This is a genomic window from Streptomyces sp. NPDC001717 (genome assembly GCF_042892775.1).
In the GTDB taxonomy this organism is placed as follows: Bacteria; Actinomycetota; Actinomycetes; order Streptomycetales; family Streptomycetaceae; genus Streptomyces.
In genome coordinates this window covers 22,905-38,505 of the sequence record NZ_JBIAUK010000046.1, presented here as the reverse complement: position 1 = coordinate 38,505, position 15,601 = coordinate 22,905, and the positions used below count along the sequence as shown (strand labels likewise).

Annotated in this window: 14 protein-coding genes and 1 pseudogene; 2 read left to right on the top strand and 13 right to left on the bottom strand. The window is 70.6% G+C overall.

Going from position 1 to position 15,601, the window contains the following annotated elements; all coding sequences use genetic code 11:
- Positions 1 to 14: 14 nt before the first annotated feature.
- Positions 15 to 1,262 (bottom strand): transglycosylase family protein, encoded by a 1,248-nt coding sequence (locus tag ACFYZL_RS38185; protein ID WP_384746589.1) that lies wholly within the window; start codon positions 1,260 to 1,262, stop codon positions 15 to 17.
- Positions 1,263 to 1,447: 185 nt separating this feature from the next.
- On the opposite strand from ACFYZL_RS38185, the gene gndA reads away from it, so the two are divergent.
- The gene (gndA, locus tag ACFYZL_RS38180; protein ID WP_384746588.1) at positions 1,448 to 2,893 is read left to right on the top strand and encodes an NADP-dependent phosphogluconate dehydrogenase; all 1,446 of its coding nucleotides are present in this window, start codon (positions 1,448 to 1,450) and stop codon (positions 2,891 to 2,893) included.
- A 244-nt stretch (positions 2,894 to 3,137) separates the two neighbouring features.
- Here the strand turns inward: gndA and ACFYZL_RS38175 are convergent, their stop codons facing one another.
- The 3 genes from ACFYZL_RS38175 to panD are packed head-to-tail and all read right to left on the bottom strand — an operon-like array spanning position 3,138 to position 4,644.
- On the bottom strand, positions 3,138 to 3,872 hold the full coding sequence (locus tag ACFYZL_RS38175; protein WP_388685530.1) for an arylsulfatase: 735 nt from the start codon (positions 3,870 to 3,872) through the stop codon (positions 3,138 to 3,140).
- Complete coding sequence (locus ACFYZL_RS38170; RefSeq protein ID WP_384746593.1) at positions 3,869 to 4,213, bottom strand: GNAT family N-acetyltransferase; 345 nt, start codon at positions 4,211 to 4,213, stop codon at positions 3,869 to 3,871. Before ACFYZL_RS38170 ends, ACFYZL_RS38175 begins: the two co-directional genes overlap by 4 nt.
- Before the next feature lie 11 nt (positions 4,214 to 4,224).
- Positions 4,225 to 4,644 carry an aspartate 1-decarboxylase gene (gene panD, locus ACFYZL_RS38165; RefSeq protein ID WP_388685528.1) on the bottom strand — a complete coding sequence of 140 codons (420 nt, stop codon included), beginning with the start codon at positions 4,642 to 4,644 and terminating at the stop codon, positions 4,225 to 4,227.
- Between the two features lie 311 nt (positions 4,645 to 4,955).
- On the opposite strand from panD, the pseudogene ACFYZL_RS38160 reads away from it, so the two are divergent.
- A pseudogene (locus ACFYZL_RS38160) lies at positions 4,956 to 5,141 on the top strand (thioredoxin-disulfide reductase); the annotation flags it as partial.
- A 307-nt stretch (positions 5,142 to 5,448) separates the two neighbouring features.
- On the opposite strand, the gene ACFYZL_RS38155 reads toward ACFYZL_RS38160, so the two are convergent.
- From ACFYZL_RS38155 to ACFYZL_RS38115, 9 genes are all read right to left on the bottom strand, one after another.
- Positions 5,449 to 5,703: a hypothetical protein gene (locus ACFYZL_RS38155; protein ID WP_388685525.1), complete on the bottom strand. Its 255-nt coding sequence runs from the start codon at positions 5,701 to 5,703 to the stop codon at positions 5,449 to 5,451.
- Positions 5,704 to 6,541: 838 nt separating this feature from the next.
- Complete coding sequence (locus ACFYZL_RS38150; protein ID WP_388685522.1) at positions 6,542 to 7,408, bottom strand: 3-hydroxybutyryl-CoA dehydrogenase; 867 nt, start codon at positions 7,406 to 7,408, stop codon at positions 6,542 to 6,544.
- The gene (locus ACFYZL_RS38145; RefSeq protein ID WP_388685519.1) at positions 7,401 to 8,429 is read right to left on the bottom strand and encodes a 3-oxoacyl-ACP synthase III family protein; all 1,029 of its coding nucleotides are present in this window, start codon (positions 8,427 to 8,429) and stop codon (positions 7,401 to 7,403) included. The genes ACFYZL_RS38150 and ACFYZL_RS38145 overlap by 8 nt, the downstream gene beginning before the upstream one ends.
- Before the next feature lie 8 nt (positions 8,430 to 8,437).
- Positions 8,438 to 9,799 (bottom strand): crotonyl-CoA carboxylase/reductase, encoded by a 1,362-nt coding sequence (gene ccrA, locus ACFYZL_RS38140; RefSeq protein ID WP_388685516.1) that lies wholly within the window; start codon positions 9,797 to 9,799, stop codon positions 8,438 to 8,440.
- A gap of 204 nt (positions 9,800 to 10,003) precedes the next feature.
- A complete protein-coding gene (locus ACFYZL_RS38135) occupies positions 10,004 to 10,660 on the bottom strand; it encodes an ATP-dependent Clp protease proteolytic subunit (RefSeq protein WP_388685552.1) in 657 nt (218 codons plus the stop codon).
- Positions 10,661 to 10,799: 139 nt separating this feature from the next.
- Positions 10,800 to 14,063, bottom strand: coding sequence for an amino acid adenylation domain-containing protein (locus ACFYZL_RS38130; RefSeq protein ID WP_388685513.1), 3,264 nt, complete (start codon positions 14,061 to 14,063; stop codon positions 10,800 to 10,802).
- A gap of 173 nt (positions 14,064 to 14,236) precedes the next feature.
- Positions 14,237 to 14,539: a hypothetical protein gene (locus ACFYZL_RS38125; RefSeq protein WP_388685510.1), complete on the bottom strand. Its 303-nt coding sequence runs from the start codon at positions 14,537 to 14,539 to the stop codon at positions 14,237 to 14,239.
- A complete protein-coding gene (locus ACFYZL_RS38120; protein ID WP_388685507.1) occupies positions 14,536 to 15,330 on the bottom strand; it encodes a thioesterase II family protein in 795 nt (264 codons plus the stop codon). The genes ACFYZL_RS38125 and ACFYZL_RS38120 overlap by 4 nt, the downstream gene beginning before the upstream one ends.
- Positions 15,327 to 15,557, bottom strand: coding sequence for an MbtH family protein (locus tag ACFYZL_RS38115; protein WP_388685504.1), 231 nt, complete (start codon positions 15,555 to 15,557; stop codon positions 15,327 to 15,329). The genes ACFYZL_RS38120 and ACFYZL_RS38115 overlap by 4 nt, the downstream gene beginning before the upstream one ends.
- Positions 15,558 to 15,601: the final 44 nt, after the last annotated feature.

The following is a 15,601-nucleotide window of genomic DNA, read 5'->3' as shown; positions in this document are numbered from 1 at the left end:
CGCACGTGCGGGGGTCAGATGTCGACCCCGTGCGAGCGGAGGTACTTGAGCGGGTCGATGTCGGTGCCGTAGCCGGGTCCCGTGCGCATCTCGAAGTGGAGGTGGGGGCCGGTGGTGTTGCCCGTCGAGCCGGAGCGGCCGATGCGCTGGCCGCCGGAGACCTGTTGGCCGGCCTTGACGCCGAGCGCGGAGAGGTGGGCGTACTGGGAGTACCGGCCGTCGGTGTGCCGGATGACGACCTGGTATCCGTAGGCCCCGGCCCAACCGGCGGAGACGACCTGGCCCGGGCCGACGGACTTGACGGTCGTACCGGTCGCCACCGGGAAGTCGACGCCCGTGTGGTAGCCGCTGGACCACGAGGATCCCGCCACGTGGTAGCGCGTGCCGATGGCGGCGTCGACGGGGGCGGAGAAACCGCCGGCGGACTGCTGCTTCGCTGACTCCGGCTTTTCGGCGGGCTTCTCGGCCGGCTTTTCGGCGGGCTTCTCGGCGGGTTTCGCGGCCGCAGGCTCCACCGGTTTCACGGGTTCCGCGGTGCGCGGCGGCTTCTCGGGGTTCTGCGACGGCGGCGCGGCCGGCGCCGGGCCGGCGGTCACGCGCAGGGTGAGGCGCTGCCCCGGGAAGATCAGGTCCGGGTTGCCGCCGACGGTGGCCCGGTTGGTCTCGTACAACGCCTGCCAGCCGCCCTCGACGTGCTGTTCGGTGGCGATCGCGGAGAGCGAGTCGCCGGGCGCGACGACGTACGGGTTCGGCAGCACGGAGGTCCCGGTGGGGCGCGGCGTCGTGCCCTGCGCCGGGACCGCCTTGGTCTGCGGCCGCGCGGACTGCCCGTTCTGCTGCGGCTGCGGGGACTTGCCCTGGGGGGTGACCGTGGGTGTCTGTCCCCCTCGCGACAACCCGGCCGCCTTGCCGCAGTTCGGCCAGGCTCCCGGCCCCTGGCCCTTCAGCACCTTCTCCGCCACCGCGATCTGCTGGTCCTTGGTGGCCAGGTCGGCGCGGGCGGCGTAGGCGGTGCCGCCGAAGGCCCGCCAGGTGCTCTGGCTGAACTGGAGGCCGCCGTAGTAGCCGTTGCCGGTGTTGATGTGCCAGTTGTTCGACGACTCGCAGGCGGCGACCTTGTTCCAGGTGTCCACGGAGGCGGCGTGCGCGGATCCGGCGCCGATGAAGGGGAGCGCGATCCCGGCCCCGCCCGCGGTGACGACGAGCGAAGCGCGGTTGATGCTGCTCGGCTGATACCGGCGGTGCCGGCCCCGTACACCCATGGGAGCCCCCATCGAAGACATCAGGAATCCCACAACCTAACGATCCGACCAGGGCATGACAAGGGGCGCAACAGGGCGCACTCCAGCGGGATTTGACCCCGCCACGACGCGTTGGAGATCCATCGGGCCCGGCACCGGGGTAGCGTCGGTGTTCCCCGCACACCGACGCACGCAGGAGCGCAACGATGAGCACGAGCACAGCCCAGATCGGCGTCACCGGGCTCGCGGTCATGGGCAGCAACCTCGCCCGCAACTTCGCCCGCAACGGTTTCACCGTGGCCGTCCACAACCGCACCGCCTCGAAGACCACGGCCCTGGTCGAGGAGTTCGGGCACGAGGGCACCTTCGTGGCGGCCGAGTCGGCGAAGGAGTTCGTCGACGCGCTGGAACGCCCCCGCCGCCTGGTCGTCATGGTGAAGGCCGGCGAGCCGACCGATGCCGTGATCCGCGAGTTCGCCCCGCTGCTGGAGGAGGGCGACGTCATCATCGACGGTGGCAACGCCCACTTCGAGGACACCCGCCGCCGCGAGAAGGAGCTGCGCGAGCAGGGCATCCACTTCGTGGGCGCGGGCATCTCGGGCGGCGAGGAGGGCGCGCTGCTCGGTCCGAGCATCATGCCGGGCGGCTCGGCGGAGTCGTACGCGTCGCTCGGTCCGATGCTGGAGAAGATCTCGGCGAAGGCGAAGGACGGCACGCCGTGCGTCTCGCACGTGGGCCCCGACGGCGCCGGACACTTCGTCAAGATGGTGCACAACGGCATCGAGTACGCCGACATGCAGCTGATCGCCGAGGCATACCACCTGCTGCGCGAGGTGGCGGGCTACTCCCCCGACAAGATCGCGGAGACCTTCCGCACCTGGAACCGGGGGCGCCTGGACTCGTACCTGATCGAGATCACGGCGGAGGTGCTGGCGCACACGGACGCCGCGACCGGCCGCCCGTTCGTCGACGTCGTGGCCGATGCCGCCGAGCAGAAGGGCACCGGCCGCTGGACGGTGCAGATCGCCCTGGACCTGGGCGTTCCCGTCTCGGGCATCGCCGAGGCGGTCTTCGCCCGCTCCGTTTCGGGCCACGCGGACCTGCGCGCGGCCTCGCGCGGGCTCCCGGGACCGGCCGCCGCCCCGCTGTCCCCGGAGGCGGCGGACGCGTTCGCGGCCCAGGTGGAGCAGGCCCTGTACGCATCGAAGATCGTTTCGTACACGCAGGGCTTCCACCAGATCCGGGCCGGCAGCGAGGAGTACGGCTGGGGCGTGGACCTGGGCGCGGTGGCCTCGCTGTGGCGCGGCGGGTGCATCATCCGGGCCGCGTTCCTGGACCGGATCCGCGCGGCGTACGACGCGCGGCCCGATCTGCCGAGCCTGCTGGCGGACGCGGAGTTCGCGGGCGAGATCGGGGCGGCGCAGCAGGACTGGCGGGCCGTTCTGGTCGCGGCCGTGCAGCACGGCATCCCGGTTCCCGCCTTCTCCGCCTCACTGGCGTACTACGACGCGCTGCGCGCGGAGCGGCTCCCGGCCGCCCTCACCCAGGGGCAGCGCGACTTCTTCGGGGCGCACACCTACCGGCGCACCGACCGTGCCGGCTCGTTCCACACGCTCTGGAGCGGCGACCGCTCGGAGGTCCAGACGAACTGAGCGTCCTCGGCTCCAGGGCCCGGGTTGCGGTACCGGCGCGGGTCCTGGCGGCGGAGGCACCGGGTCCGGCTCCGGGAAGGGGCCGGGCACGGGTGGGACCGGGCGCGGGATCGGCCCGGGGTCCGGGAAGGGGTTGGGGTCCGGAGTCGGCTCGGGCTCGGGGACCGGCGGCTGCGTCTCTTCGGGTTTTCGCACCATTCGCACCATAGGAACCACCTTCCCGCGTTGCCCCGAGGAATGCCCCCTACGACGCCGCCACCTGGCGCAGCCCCTCCGCCAGGCCGGCGGCGGGGCTGGACAGGACCGGGATCCGCGTGGCGGCGAGCTCCGCGGCCCCGGCCATGGAGACCTGGGCCAGCACGATGGCGTCCGCGCCGGTGACCGCGTCGACGGCGGCCGCCACCAGGGCGAGGGAGCCGACGGCGTCGCCGGCCGCGAAGCGCTCCCAGGCCCCGTCGACCAGGTGCGTACGGATCGACACGGGCCGCCCGCCGGCCTCCTCGGCCAGCAGCTCCGCCGTCGGGGCGAGGGTCGACTCCACGGTGGCCAGTACGACGATCCGCGCACCCGTGCGCACGGCGGCGGCCGCCATGGGCCGGTCCACGCGCAGCACCGGGGCGCCGAGCGCCGGAGTCAGGCCCTCCGCGATCGCCCCGATCGTGGAACAGGTGACCAACACGGGCCCGCAGCCACGCCCGGCCACGGCACCCGCCCCGCCCCCGGCTCCGACCCCGGCTCCGGCTCCGACTCCGGCTCCGACCCCGGCTCCGGCTCCGGCTCCGGCTCCGGTGAGCACTTCCCGCAGCGCCGGAGCCACCGCCCTCGGCCCCTCGACCCGGGCCCGGTCCAGCAGCTCCGGAACCACCAGGTGGCGCAGGACGGCCCCCGGGTGGTTCCGGTCCCGCAGGGCGTCGAAGACCGGGACGTGCGCGGCCGAGGTGTGCAGCAGGACGAGACCGGGGGCCGTCGGGTCCCTCACCAGAGGTCGGAGTCCGCGTCGAGCCGGGCCTTGGCCGCCGCCACGACCTCGGCCGGCGCCTGGGGCGCCTGGTCGGGGTGTTTGGCGGCCCACCCGGCCGCGTACGGGCAGAGCGGGACCACGGGCACCCCTTCGGCGGCGGCGATCCCGTAGAAGGTCTTCACCAACCCCCCGGCGATGCCCCGGCCCTCGTGGTCGGGCTCGACGATGGTGTGCACCGCCACCAGGGCGTGGGGCGCCTCGGCGAGCACGAAGTAGGCGATGAATCCGACCACCGCCCCGTCCTCGACCGCGAAGAGCCGCCCGGCCTTGCGCTCGTCCTGGAACTCGATCGCCACGATTCCCGCTCCCCTCAGACAGCGACCGCGTGGGGGCTGCGCTCCTGATCCGTACCCGGCACCGGAGCGGAGGGATCCGCACCCAGCTCGATGATCCGGTTGTCGCCGTCGACGTGCACGACACGGGGCTTGAGCGCCCGCGCCTCCACGTCCTCGACCTGCGCGTAGCTGATGAGGATGACCAGGTCCCCGGGGTGCACGAGATGCGCCGCGGCCCCGTTGATCCCGACGACCCCCGACCCGCGCTCGCCCTCGATGACGTAGGTCTCCAGCCGCGCGCCGTTGGTGATGTCCACGATGTGCACGAGCTCACCGGGCAGCAGGTCCGCCGCGTCGAGCAGATCGGCGTCGACGGTCACGGAGCCGACGTAGTGCAGGTCGGCCTGGGTGACGGTGGCCCGGTGGATCTTGGACTTGATCATGGTGCGCAGCAATTTGAGCTCCTAGAAGACGGCTCCCTGCCAGCTTTCTGCAGGTCAAGGGCGTTCTGCACTCTACACCGGCAGGCATCGGAACGGAGATCGAAGGGAAAATCCACTGCCTCGGACGAGAGGGCTTCTGGCCTGCGCTTCCGTGGACACCAGGCCGTTGTGACGCTGCCGACCGGGCTTCCTATCGGCCAGCCTGTCCGGAACGTGGGGGGACTGTTGCTGACCAGATGCTGACTTATCTGACGGCACATCACGCAGGTGTGTCGGTCCCCAGCGGCCGACCGTAAGGGCCCACAGGACCGGTCCCTGTGCCTGCCTCCCCCTCCACCCGTACGAACATCCCTGGCGTCTTCGCCGCAGGCGACATCGTCGACTACCCCCACCGCCAAGCCATCACCGCAGCCGGCTCGGGCTGCGCAGCCGCCCTGGACGCCGAGCGCTGCCTCGCCGCCCTGTGCGACAGCAGCACGGACGCCGGCATGGCGGAGGACAACGCCTGACTGGCTGGCCCCGGCCCAGGGTGGGACCGACTCCGACGATGTGCGCGCTTACGCCCTTCATGCGCCCCTGCTCCCCCACGTAACTTGCGACACCGGCCTGTACCACCCGTACGAACGTAGGGGGAAGCAGCTTGAAGCGAGCAGCGTGCTGAGGGATCTCGCGCAGCCGTGGACCGTCGCCGTTCACTCGACATCGGACCTCGCGGGCAGCGTTGCCAAGGCTGCGACCGCGGACGACAAGGCCAAGCGGGAGAAGAACCAGGCCCCTCTGCGCCGCAAACCAGAGCTTCGGCCGCTGCCCGTGAAGTCACTCGGTCTGTCGCTCCAACTGACTCCATGGGACGTACTCCACGCTCTGGGCCCGGCACCGCGCCAGACCCGCTCGCGGGACACCACCCGCCCTCTGGAAGCCCAGTGAGCCGTCGTTGGCCATCCCGATCGCCTTCAAAGGCAACCAGAGCAACGCCGCAATGTCGCACACCCAGCTGGCGTCCGCTTCCGCCCATGTCCAGGCGGTCCACATCGGCGCATGGAACCAGACGCTGGCCTTGGTGTTCAGCACGGAGCTTCCGGCCGAGGGCCCCTCACGGTGCACGCCTTGCAGCCGCGTGGAACCGGCGGCCGACTGAGCAGCGCGCTGGACACTCCCGACAACCACCTCGATCAACCCACGGACGACGAGAACATCTACCCGGGAATCCAGCGACCCCACGAGGGCGACGACCGCCTGCGCCCGAGCCGGGTTCCACGTCCAGCCCCGAGCACTATCCGTGGTTTCGGTGCGTCCTCGCCCGGACTGCAGCCGTCGGCCTGACGGCCCTCGTCGGCGATGGCAGGGCCACCGCGCACTACCTGACCAAGAGGCAGGGACAGCGCCGCTTCACGGGCCTGATCCATGCCGCCAGCGACACGTCCAAGACGCCTACGCTCAGCTCCAGGGCATCGACTTCGTCGGCACCGATCACGTCTTCCGCCTCAACAGGACCCGGGGCGAGGCGTTCTCCGGAGCTACCAAGGACCTCTTCCACCGTCTCGAGAACGGCCAGTTGGAGCGGTACCGCACCGAGGTCCACGCCCAGCGGAGGACGTGGCCCCTTCTCGAATGGGACTCGAAGTGGGAGGGCCCCGTCTCCATCCATCAGGAAGGCTCCGTACTCGCGATGCGCGTCCTGCCCTGCCCCTGCCCGGACAGATGTGATGGTGTCGCGCCCGGGTCACTCGGGCGCGACACCCGTCCATCGCCGCTGGTGTGAGTGGCAGCGAAAGGGCTCCGACCGGGAAGAGTGCCAGCAGCTTACGGGACCGGCTGTCAGGCGTCCCGTCGCTCCAAGTGCCCGGCCAGGGCGCGGATTAGATCTTCACTCCTGGATGCGGATCAGGAACGTCCTGGTGGGTCGCCATTATGGCCCGTACCGGAAGAAACCGTGGCCGGCCTTGCGGCCGGTCCGCCCCTCCTCGACCATCTCGATCAGCGACGGCGGCACCTCCGCCACCAGATCGTCCGAGCCTGCGATCATGCTCTGGACGACCGACACCATCGTGTCCAGACCGATCATGTCCAACAGTGCCAACGGCCCCATCGGGTGGCCACAGCCGAGGGTCATGCCCCGGTCTATGTCCTCCGCGCTGGCCACGCCCTGCTCGTACATCCGCACGGCTGCCATGAGGTAGGGCACCAGCAGGGCATTGACGACGAAGCCGCACCGGTCCTGAACGTGGATGACTTGCTTTCCGAGGAATTCCCTGACGAAGACCTCCGCCGCGGCCTCGGTCTTCGCACTCGTGTGGGCCGTCCGGACCACCTCGACCAGTGGCATCGCAGTGACTGGGTTGAAGAAGTGCAGGCCGATGACCGACGGGAGACGGGTGGTGCAATCGGCCAGGTCGGCCACCAGGAGACTGGAGGTCGTGGTGGCGAGCACGGAGTCGGGGTCCCCCAGGACCGCGTCGAGCGCCTTGAACACCGAGCTCTTGACCGCCGGGTCCTCGACGACCGCCTCCACCACGAGTTGCCTGTCCGCCAACTCGTACAGGTCCGGGACGATGCTCAGCCTGTTCTCGCAGTCGGCGCGCTCCTCGGCGGTCATGCGCTTCTTAGCAACGGCACGGTCGAAGGCCTTGGAGAGCCGGTCCCTCGCACGGCCGACGGCGTCCGCCGAGGATACGGCGACGCGGACGTCCAGCCCGGCCGAGAGAGCGGACTCGGCGATACCGGCACCCATGGTGCCGCACCCGACCACACCGATCCGCTGCAACCGGTCATCCATCGGAGCCTCCGTTCGGCACGGACCACCGGAGCAGTCCCGCCCCCGCTGCCATCCCGGCACCGAAGCCCGCGAGCAGAACGACGTCGCCGGTCTTCAGCTCCCCGGACCGGTGCGCCTCGTCCAGGGCGACGGGGACCGAAGCGGAGCCGATGTTGCCGGTGTGTCGCAGCGGAAGGTGCATCCGGGCGCCGCCCAGACCGCTCCTCTCGGCGAGTTCGCCGAGGAGTACGGCGTTCGCCTGGTGCGGGACGAAATGGTCGACGTCAGTGGGTTCGTAGCCGGATCGTTTTATCAGGTCCGTGAGGACGGGCGGCACCTCGGCCAGGACGAACTCACTGACCGCTCTTCCCTGCATGTGCAGCACATGGCCGCCGTCCGACACCGTCGCCGCGGATGCCGGCCGCCGGCTGCCGCCGGCCGGCATTCCGATCAGGTGGTGGGCGTCACCGCGGCCGACCAGCTCGATGTCGAGGATCCCGGGCGCCCCGGCCTCCCGGCTGCCCACGACAACGGCGCCGGCGGCATCGCCGAACAGCACGGCGGTGGCGCGGTCCTGGAAGTCGACGAAGCGGGTGTAGACGTCCGTCCCGATCACGAGTGCCCGTGTCTCAGGACGGACTCTGACGAAGGCCCGTGCTATCTCCAGGCTCGTGAGGAACCCGGTGCAGGCGATGTTGACGTCGAAGGCCGCTGCCCTGTGCGCACCCAAGGCGTGTTGCACGAGGGAGGAGGTGGCGGGGATCGGCGCATCGCCGGTGGTGGTGGAGACGATGATGTAGTCGATCTGTCCCGCGTCGAGTCCGGCCCCTGCAAGGGCCGACCGGGCCGCGTGCACCGCGAGGTCCGACGCGGCCTCATCGGGTGCGGCGTACCTGCGCTCGACAATGCCCGTCCTGCGGCGGATCCACTCGGCGTCGGTGTTCGGAACCCGGGCCGCGATGTCGTCGTTCGTGACGACCTTCTCGGGTAAATAGGAGCCGGTGCCGAGGATATGGACCGGTTGGGTTCCCGGCGCGTCCACGGCCGCCCTCATATCGTCGCTCCGGCCGCCGCGGCGAACGAGCGGAGCCGGGTCAGCCGCTCCTCCCCGATCCGTTCGCGCAGCGCTCGGTCGGTGACGCCGAGTCCGGACTCCTCGGCCATGCACAGGACCCCGACCTTGCCGATGTGCTCGTTGAGCTGGACGAGGCGGGTCGCCTCGCCGACCTGGTCCAACGGGTACAGGGCGGTCAGCGCCGGAACGATGCCGCCCTGCGTGAACAGCCGTGCGCACTCGACCTGTTCCTGGAGGTTCGCGACGTGGCTTCCGATGATGCGCTTGAGACGCATCCACAGGTAGCGGTTGTCGAACTGGTGCTGGTATCCGGTGCTCGACCCGCAGGTGACGACGGACCCGCCTCTCCGGACGACGAACACGGAGATACCGAAGGTGGACCGTCCCACGTGGTCGAAGGCGATGTGGGGGTCCTCTCCGACTCCCTCACGTATCAGCCGCCCCAGCGCCCGTCCCTGAGCCAGGACTTGCTCGGGGTCCTCACCCGTTCCGTCGCCGATGCCGATCTGCTGTCTGTTGATCACGAGATCGCAGCCCAGCGCCTTCGCCGCCCGCGCCTTCTCCTCGGAGCCGACGACCCCGACCGCTACGCCACCTCCGTTCTTGACGAGCTGGACCGCGTAGGCTCCGAGACCACCGGCGGCCCCCCAGATCAGAACGACATCGCCCTGCTTCATCCGGGCACCGCGATCGCTCACCAGCATCCGGTAGGCGGTTCCGGCACAAGCGGGTGTGCTGGCCGCCTCCTCCCACGTCAGGTGAGCGGGCTTGGGTATCAGCTGGCTGGCACGGGCCAGGGTGTAGTGCGCCAGGCCTCCGTAGTTGGTTTCGTAGCCCCAGGCGAGCTGATGCTCGCCGAGCATGCCGTCCGCCTGGACGGCGGCCTCCTGGTCGTCCACGCAGGCGGCGTTGACCATGACGTGGTCGCCCGGCTTCCAGCGGCGCACCGCACTGCCGGCCCGCACGACCACACCCGCCGCATCGGACCCCAGGACGTGGAAGGGCTGGTCGTGCCTGGACGCCCAACCCCCCTGCTTGCCAGTCGACCTGAGGAACCTGAAGGTGGACATCGGCTCGAACGTGGCGGACCAGACGGTGTTGTAGTTGATCGAACTCGCCATGACGGCGATCAGCACCTCATCGGGCGCCGGCTCGGGCATCGGCACCATTCCGACGTGCAGGGTCTTGCGGACGTCCCGGTCCTCGACGCCATCGAACACGGTCTCGTCCTCAACCCGCAGGTGGGCGGCCGTGAACTCGTCCGGCAGCGGCGTTCGGGCCAGTACCTCCGGTGGCGCACCCGCGTGTATCGCCTCGGACATGGTCATTGCTTGCATCCCCTTCTCCGGGCAGCACGGAGCCGGCCCGTGGAAGACGGGCCGAGCCGTGCGCCTGCTGGGCTTCGGTGACGTATCGGTGGCCGGAGGCGCCGCAAGACACCTCGACAGCGAGGAGAGAAGCCCCGCCCGCAGCCCTCGTGAGGCCGCACACGTCCGGCCGAGCGGATGACGGACTCGGCCGGACGGCTTGCCGGGGCGGCTCTAGCGCGCGGACATCGCCGCGTCGCGCGTGCTGAGGATCTGGTCGATCAGGCCGTAGGCGAGGGCCTCTTCGGCGGTGAGAATCTTGTCACGCTCGATGTCCGCGCTGATCTCCTCCTCGCTCTTGTAGGAGTGCCGGGCGAGCATCACCTCCAGCTGCGAGCGCATCCGGATGATCTCCTTGGCGGCGATCTCCAGGTCGGACAACTGCTCCCGGCCGGTGCCACCGGAGGGCTGGTGGATCAGGACCCGCGAGTGGGGCAGTGCCATGCGCTTGCCCGGTGTACCAGCGGCGAGCAGGACAGCCGCGGCGGACGCCGCCTGCCCCATGCAGACCGTCTGGATGTCCGGCTTCACGTACTGCATCGTGTCGTAGATCGCGGTCAGAGCGGTGAATGAGCCGCCGGGCGAGTTGATGTAGACGGAGATGTCGCGGTCCGGGTCCATGGACTCGAGGCAGATGAGCTGAGCCATGATGTCGTTCGCCGACACATCGTCGATCTGGGAACCGAGAAAGATTACCCGCTCTTCGAACAGCTTCGCGTAGGGGTCGTACTCACGGATTCCCTGCGAGGTCCGCTCCGTGAATCGCGGGACGACATATCGCGCGGCCGGCCCTAAAGCGTTCCGGTATCCACCCGAACCCCACGGCTGCATTTCGGCCATTTCCTTCTCCTCCTGTACGTAGAACACGGGTTGCCCATGTCGAGCACCCCCACGAGGTGACCCCTACCCTAGTCACGGGTATGCGGACACGCTGCCGCCGGGCAAGATATTTCGCTCTGGGCTCAGTAGGTCACGCCGAACCCCCAACCGTGCGATCAGTACGCACCCTTGCCCTGGAGAGCCCGGCACGGCGCCTCTCCTGCCATTGGTGTCCTGCCTGTTCCGCCACCGGCCCGCCCGTTCCGGAACCGGCCTCCGTTACGCTCCGGGCGTAAGCTGCCAGAGCAGCCACGGTCGGATACTGAAAGAGCGCCACCACGGGTACTTCACCGCAGATTTCACGCAGTCTGGTCTGGACTTGCAGTGCAAGGAAAGAATGCCCACCCAGGTCGAAGAAGTTTTCGTGGGCGCCGACCCGGGCCGTACCCAGGACACTGCACCATATCTCTGCTATGCGCTCTTCCAAAGGGCCCCGCGGAGGTTCGCTGTCCGCGGCCTCATCGAGGACGGACAGAGAATTGCCGAGTGCTCGGCGGTCCAGCTTGCCGTGAACGGTCAGCGGCAGCACCTGCTCGACGGTGAAGCGGCTCGGCACCATGTACGACGGCACCCGGTGCCGAAGGTGCTGGCGGAGTTCCGTCGGCGAGGGGACCGACGCCTCGTCCCGGGGGACGACATGACCGGTGAGGGTGCGTTCCCGTGTGTCCCCGTCCCGGAGCGTGACGGCGGCGTCGGCCACGGCGGGGTGGCTCCGCAGCGCCGCCTCGACCTCTCCCAGCTCGATGCGGAAGCCGCGGATCTTCACCTGCCCGTCGCTGCGGCCGACGAACTCGAGCCGGCCATCCGGCAGTAGGCGCGCGTGGTCCCCGGTGCGGTAGAGGCGGCCGCCGTCGGTGCGGAACGGGTCGGGGACGAAGCAGTCGGCAGTCTGGCGGGGAGCGCCCAGGTAGCCTCTCGCCACCTGGGCACCGCCCAGGTACAGCTCTCCCACCACGCCGGCCGGCACCGGCCGCAGACGTCCGTCCAGAACGTACGCCTGAGTCCCCGCTACGGGGCGCCCGATGTCTGGCCGTGGCCCGGCGGCGGACCCGCCCACCGCCACGGCGCCCGCCGTCGCGACGACGGTGTTCTCCGTGGGGCCGTAGTGGTTGATCAGGCGGAAGGGCGCGTCCGGCGCCGGCCGGGCGGCCAGCGCGTCACCGCCGGTCAGCAGCGCCCTCAGTGTCGACCCGGCCGGCCACGCGCGGTCGAGCAGGGCCTCGGCGAGTGGGGTGGGCAGGAAGCAGATTTCGACGGACTCGTCGGCGAGCCAGCGGGCCAGCGCATCGGGGTCCGCGCGTACGCCGTCGTCCGGGACGTGGAGAGTGGAGCCGGCCACCAGGGCCGGCCAGATCTCCCACACTGCCGCGTCGAAGCCCGGGCTCGCGACCAGTGTGGTCCGGGTGCCGCGGCGCAGCCCGTAGGCGTCGATGTGCCAGGAGACGAGATTGGCCAGATTGCGGTGGGTCACGGCGACGCCCTTGGGCCTGCCCGTGGAACCGGACGTGTGGATCACGTAAGCCAGGCGGTCCGGATGGGTTCCGTGCGGGATCGGCGCACTCGCCGTCGGCTCTTCGGCCGTGGGCGCGGCCGTCTCCGGCTCCTGCTCGTCCACGCACAGGACCGAGAGCCTGGCCATCGGGAAGCGGGGGCGCAGCCGACGGTCGGTGACCACGACGGCAAGGCCCGTGTTCTCGCGGATGGCGCCGAGCCGGTCGGCCGGGTACTGCGGATCCAGCGGTACGTAGGCCGCTCCGCTCATGAGGACGGCGAGGCAGGCGACGATCTGCTCGGCGGACCGTTCCAGACAAACGCCGACGAGCTGTTCGGGGCCGGCTCCGTGTTCCCGCAGCCGGGCGGCCAGAACCGCCGCGCGGCCCTGCAGTTCGGCGTAGGTGATGCTGCGGCCGCCTGCGACGACGGCCGGGGTGTCCGGAGCCTCCCGGGCGATCCGGGCCACGTGCTCGTGCACGGGTGCGGAGACCGACGGGACGAGATCGCTCCCCCGGCCTGCGGCGAGCAGGGCGTGCGTCTCCTCCTCCGTGGTCATCGTCAACTCCGCGGCGCGTGCCATCGGCGTGCGCACGGCGCTGCCGAGCAGGGTAAGGAAGTGTCCCGCGAAACGCCGTACGGTGGCTGCCTCGAAGAGGTCGGTGCTGTACTCCAGTTCGCCGGTCAGTGCGCCTTCGGTCTCCAACACGGTCAGCGACAGATCGAACTTGGCGGTGGCCCCCTCCATGTCCAGGAACCTCATGGAGGTCCCGCCCATCTGCAGGTGCGTGAACGGCGGGACGTTCTGCAGGGTGAAGGTGGTCTGCACGAGCGGGTGACGGCTGGGGTCCCGATGCCCGTCCAGTACGTCGACCAGGCTCTCGAAGGGCGTCGACTGGTGGTCGTGGGCGTCCAGCAGGGCGTCCGCCGCGCGTTCGACCACCGTTTCGAAGGAGGGATCGTCCGACAGATCGGTGCGCAGGACGAGGGTGTTCGCGACCAGGCCGGCCATCGTCTCCAGTTCCGGGGTGACGCGGCCCGCCACGGGTGTGCCCACCGCCGGTGCGAGCCGTCCGCTCCAGCGGGACAGGGCGATCTGGTACACGGCCAGGAGCACCGGGAAGAGGGTGGTCCCGGTGCGGTCGGCGAGGGCTCGGGCCCCGGTCGCGAGCGCGGCCGGTACGTCGAAGCGGATACGGGCGCCCGCCCACCCCTGGGTCGGCGGCCTGGGCCTGTCGGCGGGGAGTTCCAGCGGGGTGACGTCGCGGAGGTTGCGAACCCACCAGTCCAGGTCGGCGCGTGCGTCGGGGCCGGAAAGCCATGCGCGTTCCCGCAGCGCGTGCTGCGGGTACTGGAGCGCGGGTGCCGCGAGCGAGCCCTCGTCGTATCCGGCGGCGAACGCCTCGTAGAGGTTGACGCATTCACGGACGAGCAGGCTCAAGGTCCACCCGTCGGTGTAGATGTGGTGAAGCACCAGCACGAGGCGATGGGTGTCGGGGCCGGTGCGGAGCAGCGAGGTCCGGAAGAGCGGTCCGCGGGCCAGGTCCATCGGCTCCTGGTGCTCGGCGGCAGCCGCCCGGTGCAGCCGTTCGGCGCGCTCGGCCGGTGCGAGGGAGGTCAGGTCGGCGTAGCCCAGCTCCACCGGCTGCGGGTCGCCGGTGATCTGGAACAGCTCGCCGTCGCGCTCTTCGTAGGTCGTACGGAGTGCCTGATGGCGCCGCACGAGCTCGCTGAGCGCCCGTTCCAGGACGGCCCGGTCCAGGGCTCCGTGTAACTCGAACGCCGCCGGGACGAGGTAGGCGGGCGATCCCGGCTGGTACCGGTCGAGGAAGTACAGGCGGCGCTGGGCCGACGACGCTGGCACCAGGCGTCCGTCGGCTGTTCGGGCCGGGTCCGCGGGTCCTTGCTCCGTCGTGGGGCGCGCGGCCCGGAGCCTCGCCGCCAGCACCGCTCTCCGGGCGTCGGCGAGCGGGCCGCGTGCGGCGGATGAGGCGGCGGGCCGGAGAGGGTCCGGTGCCTCGGCGGGTCGCTGTGTGGTCATCGGCCTTCCTCGGGAATGGCGAGGCGCTGCACGCGGCGTGCACCGTCCAGCTCTCGGATAGCCCGCAGCAGAGTGGAACTGAAGACCTCGGTCTCTCCCCGGGTGTGCATGGTGATGAGGGCGTCCCGCAGTGCCTCGGCCTCCCGGACGAGCGTCTGAGCGGCACGCAGGGCAGCGTACGTGTGTTCCGCGCGGGTCGGGTTGACCCGGGCCAGGGAGTCGATCACGGCGAGGTACCGGTCGATGAATTCGCCCTCGGCCTGGGTCAGGGGCGGCAACGGCCGCTGTTCGTCCTTCATGCTCGTACCTCCGGACGGGTCCAGCGCTGGAACAGCGGCAGGATCCGGTCGCTGTGCGAATCTGCGAAGAAGTGGCCGGCGCCGTCGAGCAGCCGGTACTCGAACGGGCCCTCGGAGCACTCCTCCCAAGCAGCCACGTCGTCGGGTGCGACCAGGTGGTCCCGGGCTCCGGCGAGGGCGATGAGAGGACAGCGGACCTTCAGCGCCTCGGACGGTGCCCGGTAGGCGTCGAACAGGGTGAAGTCCGCTTCCAGCACGGGGAGTACGACACCGAGCAGTTCGTCGTTGTCGAAGACCTCTGCCGGCGTGCCCCCGTAGTCACGCAGGACCTCCACGAGATCGGCCCTGGTGTGGCCGTCCGGCAGTCTGGGCCGGAGGCCGTCCCTGCGCTGCGGGGCCGCGGTCGCGCCGACCACGAGGCAGCGGGGCTCGGGCAGGCCGAGACCTGTCGTCGCGCGGTAGACCTCGTACGCCAGCATGCCTCCCATGCTGTGGCCGTACAGGCACCACGGTGCCGGCTCGAGTCGGGCCAGGACGTCCACGATCTCGGCAACCGCTTCGGTGTGGTCGCGGTACGGGGTCTCCCGGACCCGCGATTCCCGCCCGGGCAGCCGCACGGCACAGAGTTCGACGTCCGGCGGCAGGTGGCGGATCCAGGGGGCGAAGGCCCCGGCTCCGCCCCCTGCGTGGTGCAGCGCGACGAGGCGGTACCGCGGCGTGCCGCCGGCGGCACGCTGGATCAGGACCCGGTCACCGACGTCGGCGCGGGTGGGAAGTGCGAGCTCGCTCATGCGTGGGCTTCCTCGACGACGTCGCCGTCCATGGCCTCGCGCAGGCTGCGCGGCCGCATGTCCGTCCAGAGCTCGTCGATGCGGTCCAGGCAGTGGGTTCGCGTTCCCCGGACGCCCACCTCGTGCCAGCCGGCGGGAACGGTCCGGCCGACGGGCCAGACCGAGTACTGCTCTTCGCCGTTGATGACGACCGCGTACTCCTCGAACGGGTCCTTGTTCTGGTCCATCCTGCTTCTCCTCGTCACTGCGTCGTGTTTAGGGTCTCGCCGGG

Coding starts and splice junctions, on each gene's coding strand:
- ACFYZL_RS38185 (WP_384746589.1), bottom strand. CDS start 1,262: ATGGGTGTACGGGGCCGGCACCGCCGGTATCAGCCGAGCAGCATCAAC.
- gndA (WP_384746588.1), top strand. CDS start 1,448: ATGAGCACGAGCACAGCCCAGATCGGCGTCACCGGGCTCGCGGTCATG.
- ACFYZL_RS38150 (WP_388685522.1), bottom strand. CDS start 7,408: ATGGATGACCGGTTGCAGCGGATCGGTGTGGTCGGGTGCGGCACCATG.
- ccrA (WP_388685516.1), bottom strand. CDS start 9,799: ATGCAAGCAATGACCATGTCCGAGGCGATACACGCGGGTGCGCCACCG.
- ACFYZL_RS38135 (WP_388685552.1), bottom strand. CDS start 10,660: ATGCAGCCGTGGGGTTCGGGTGGATACCGGAACGCTTTAGGGCCGGCC.
- ACFYZL_RS38125 (WP_388685510.1), bottom strand. CDS start 14,539: ATGAAGGACGAACAGCGGCCGTTGCCGCCCCTGACCCAGGCCGAGGGC.
- ACFYZL_RS38120 (WP_388685507.1), bottom strand. CDS start 15,330: ATGAGCGAGCTCGCACTTCCCACCCGCGCCGACGTCGGTGACCGGGTC.
- ACFYZL_RS38115 (WP_388685504.1), bottom strand. CDS start 15,557: ATGGACCAGAACAAGGACCCGTTCGAGGAGTACGCGGTCGTCATCAAC.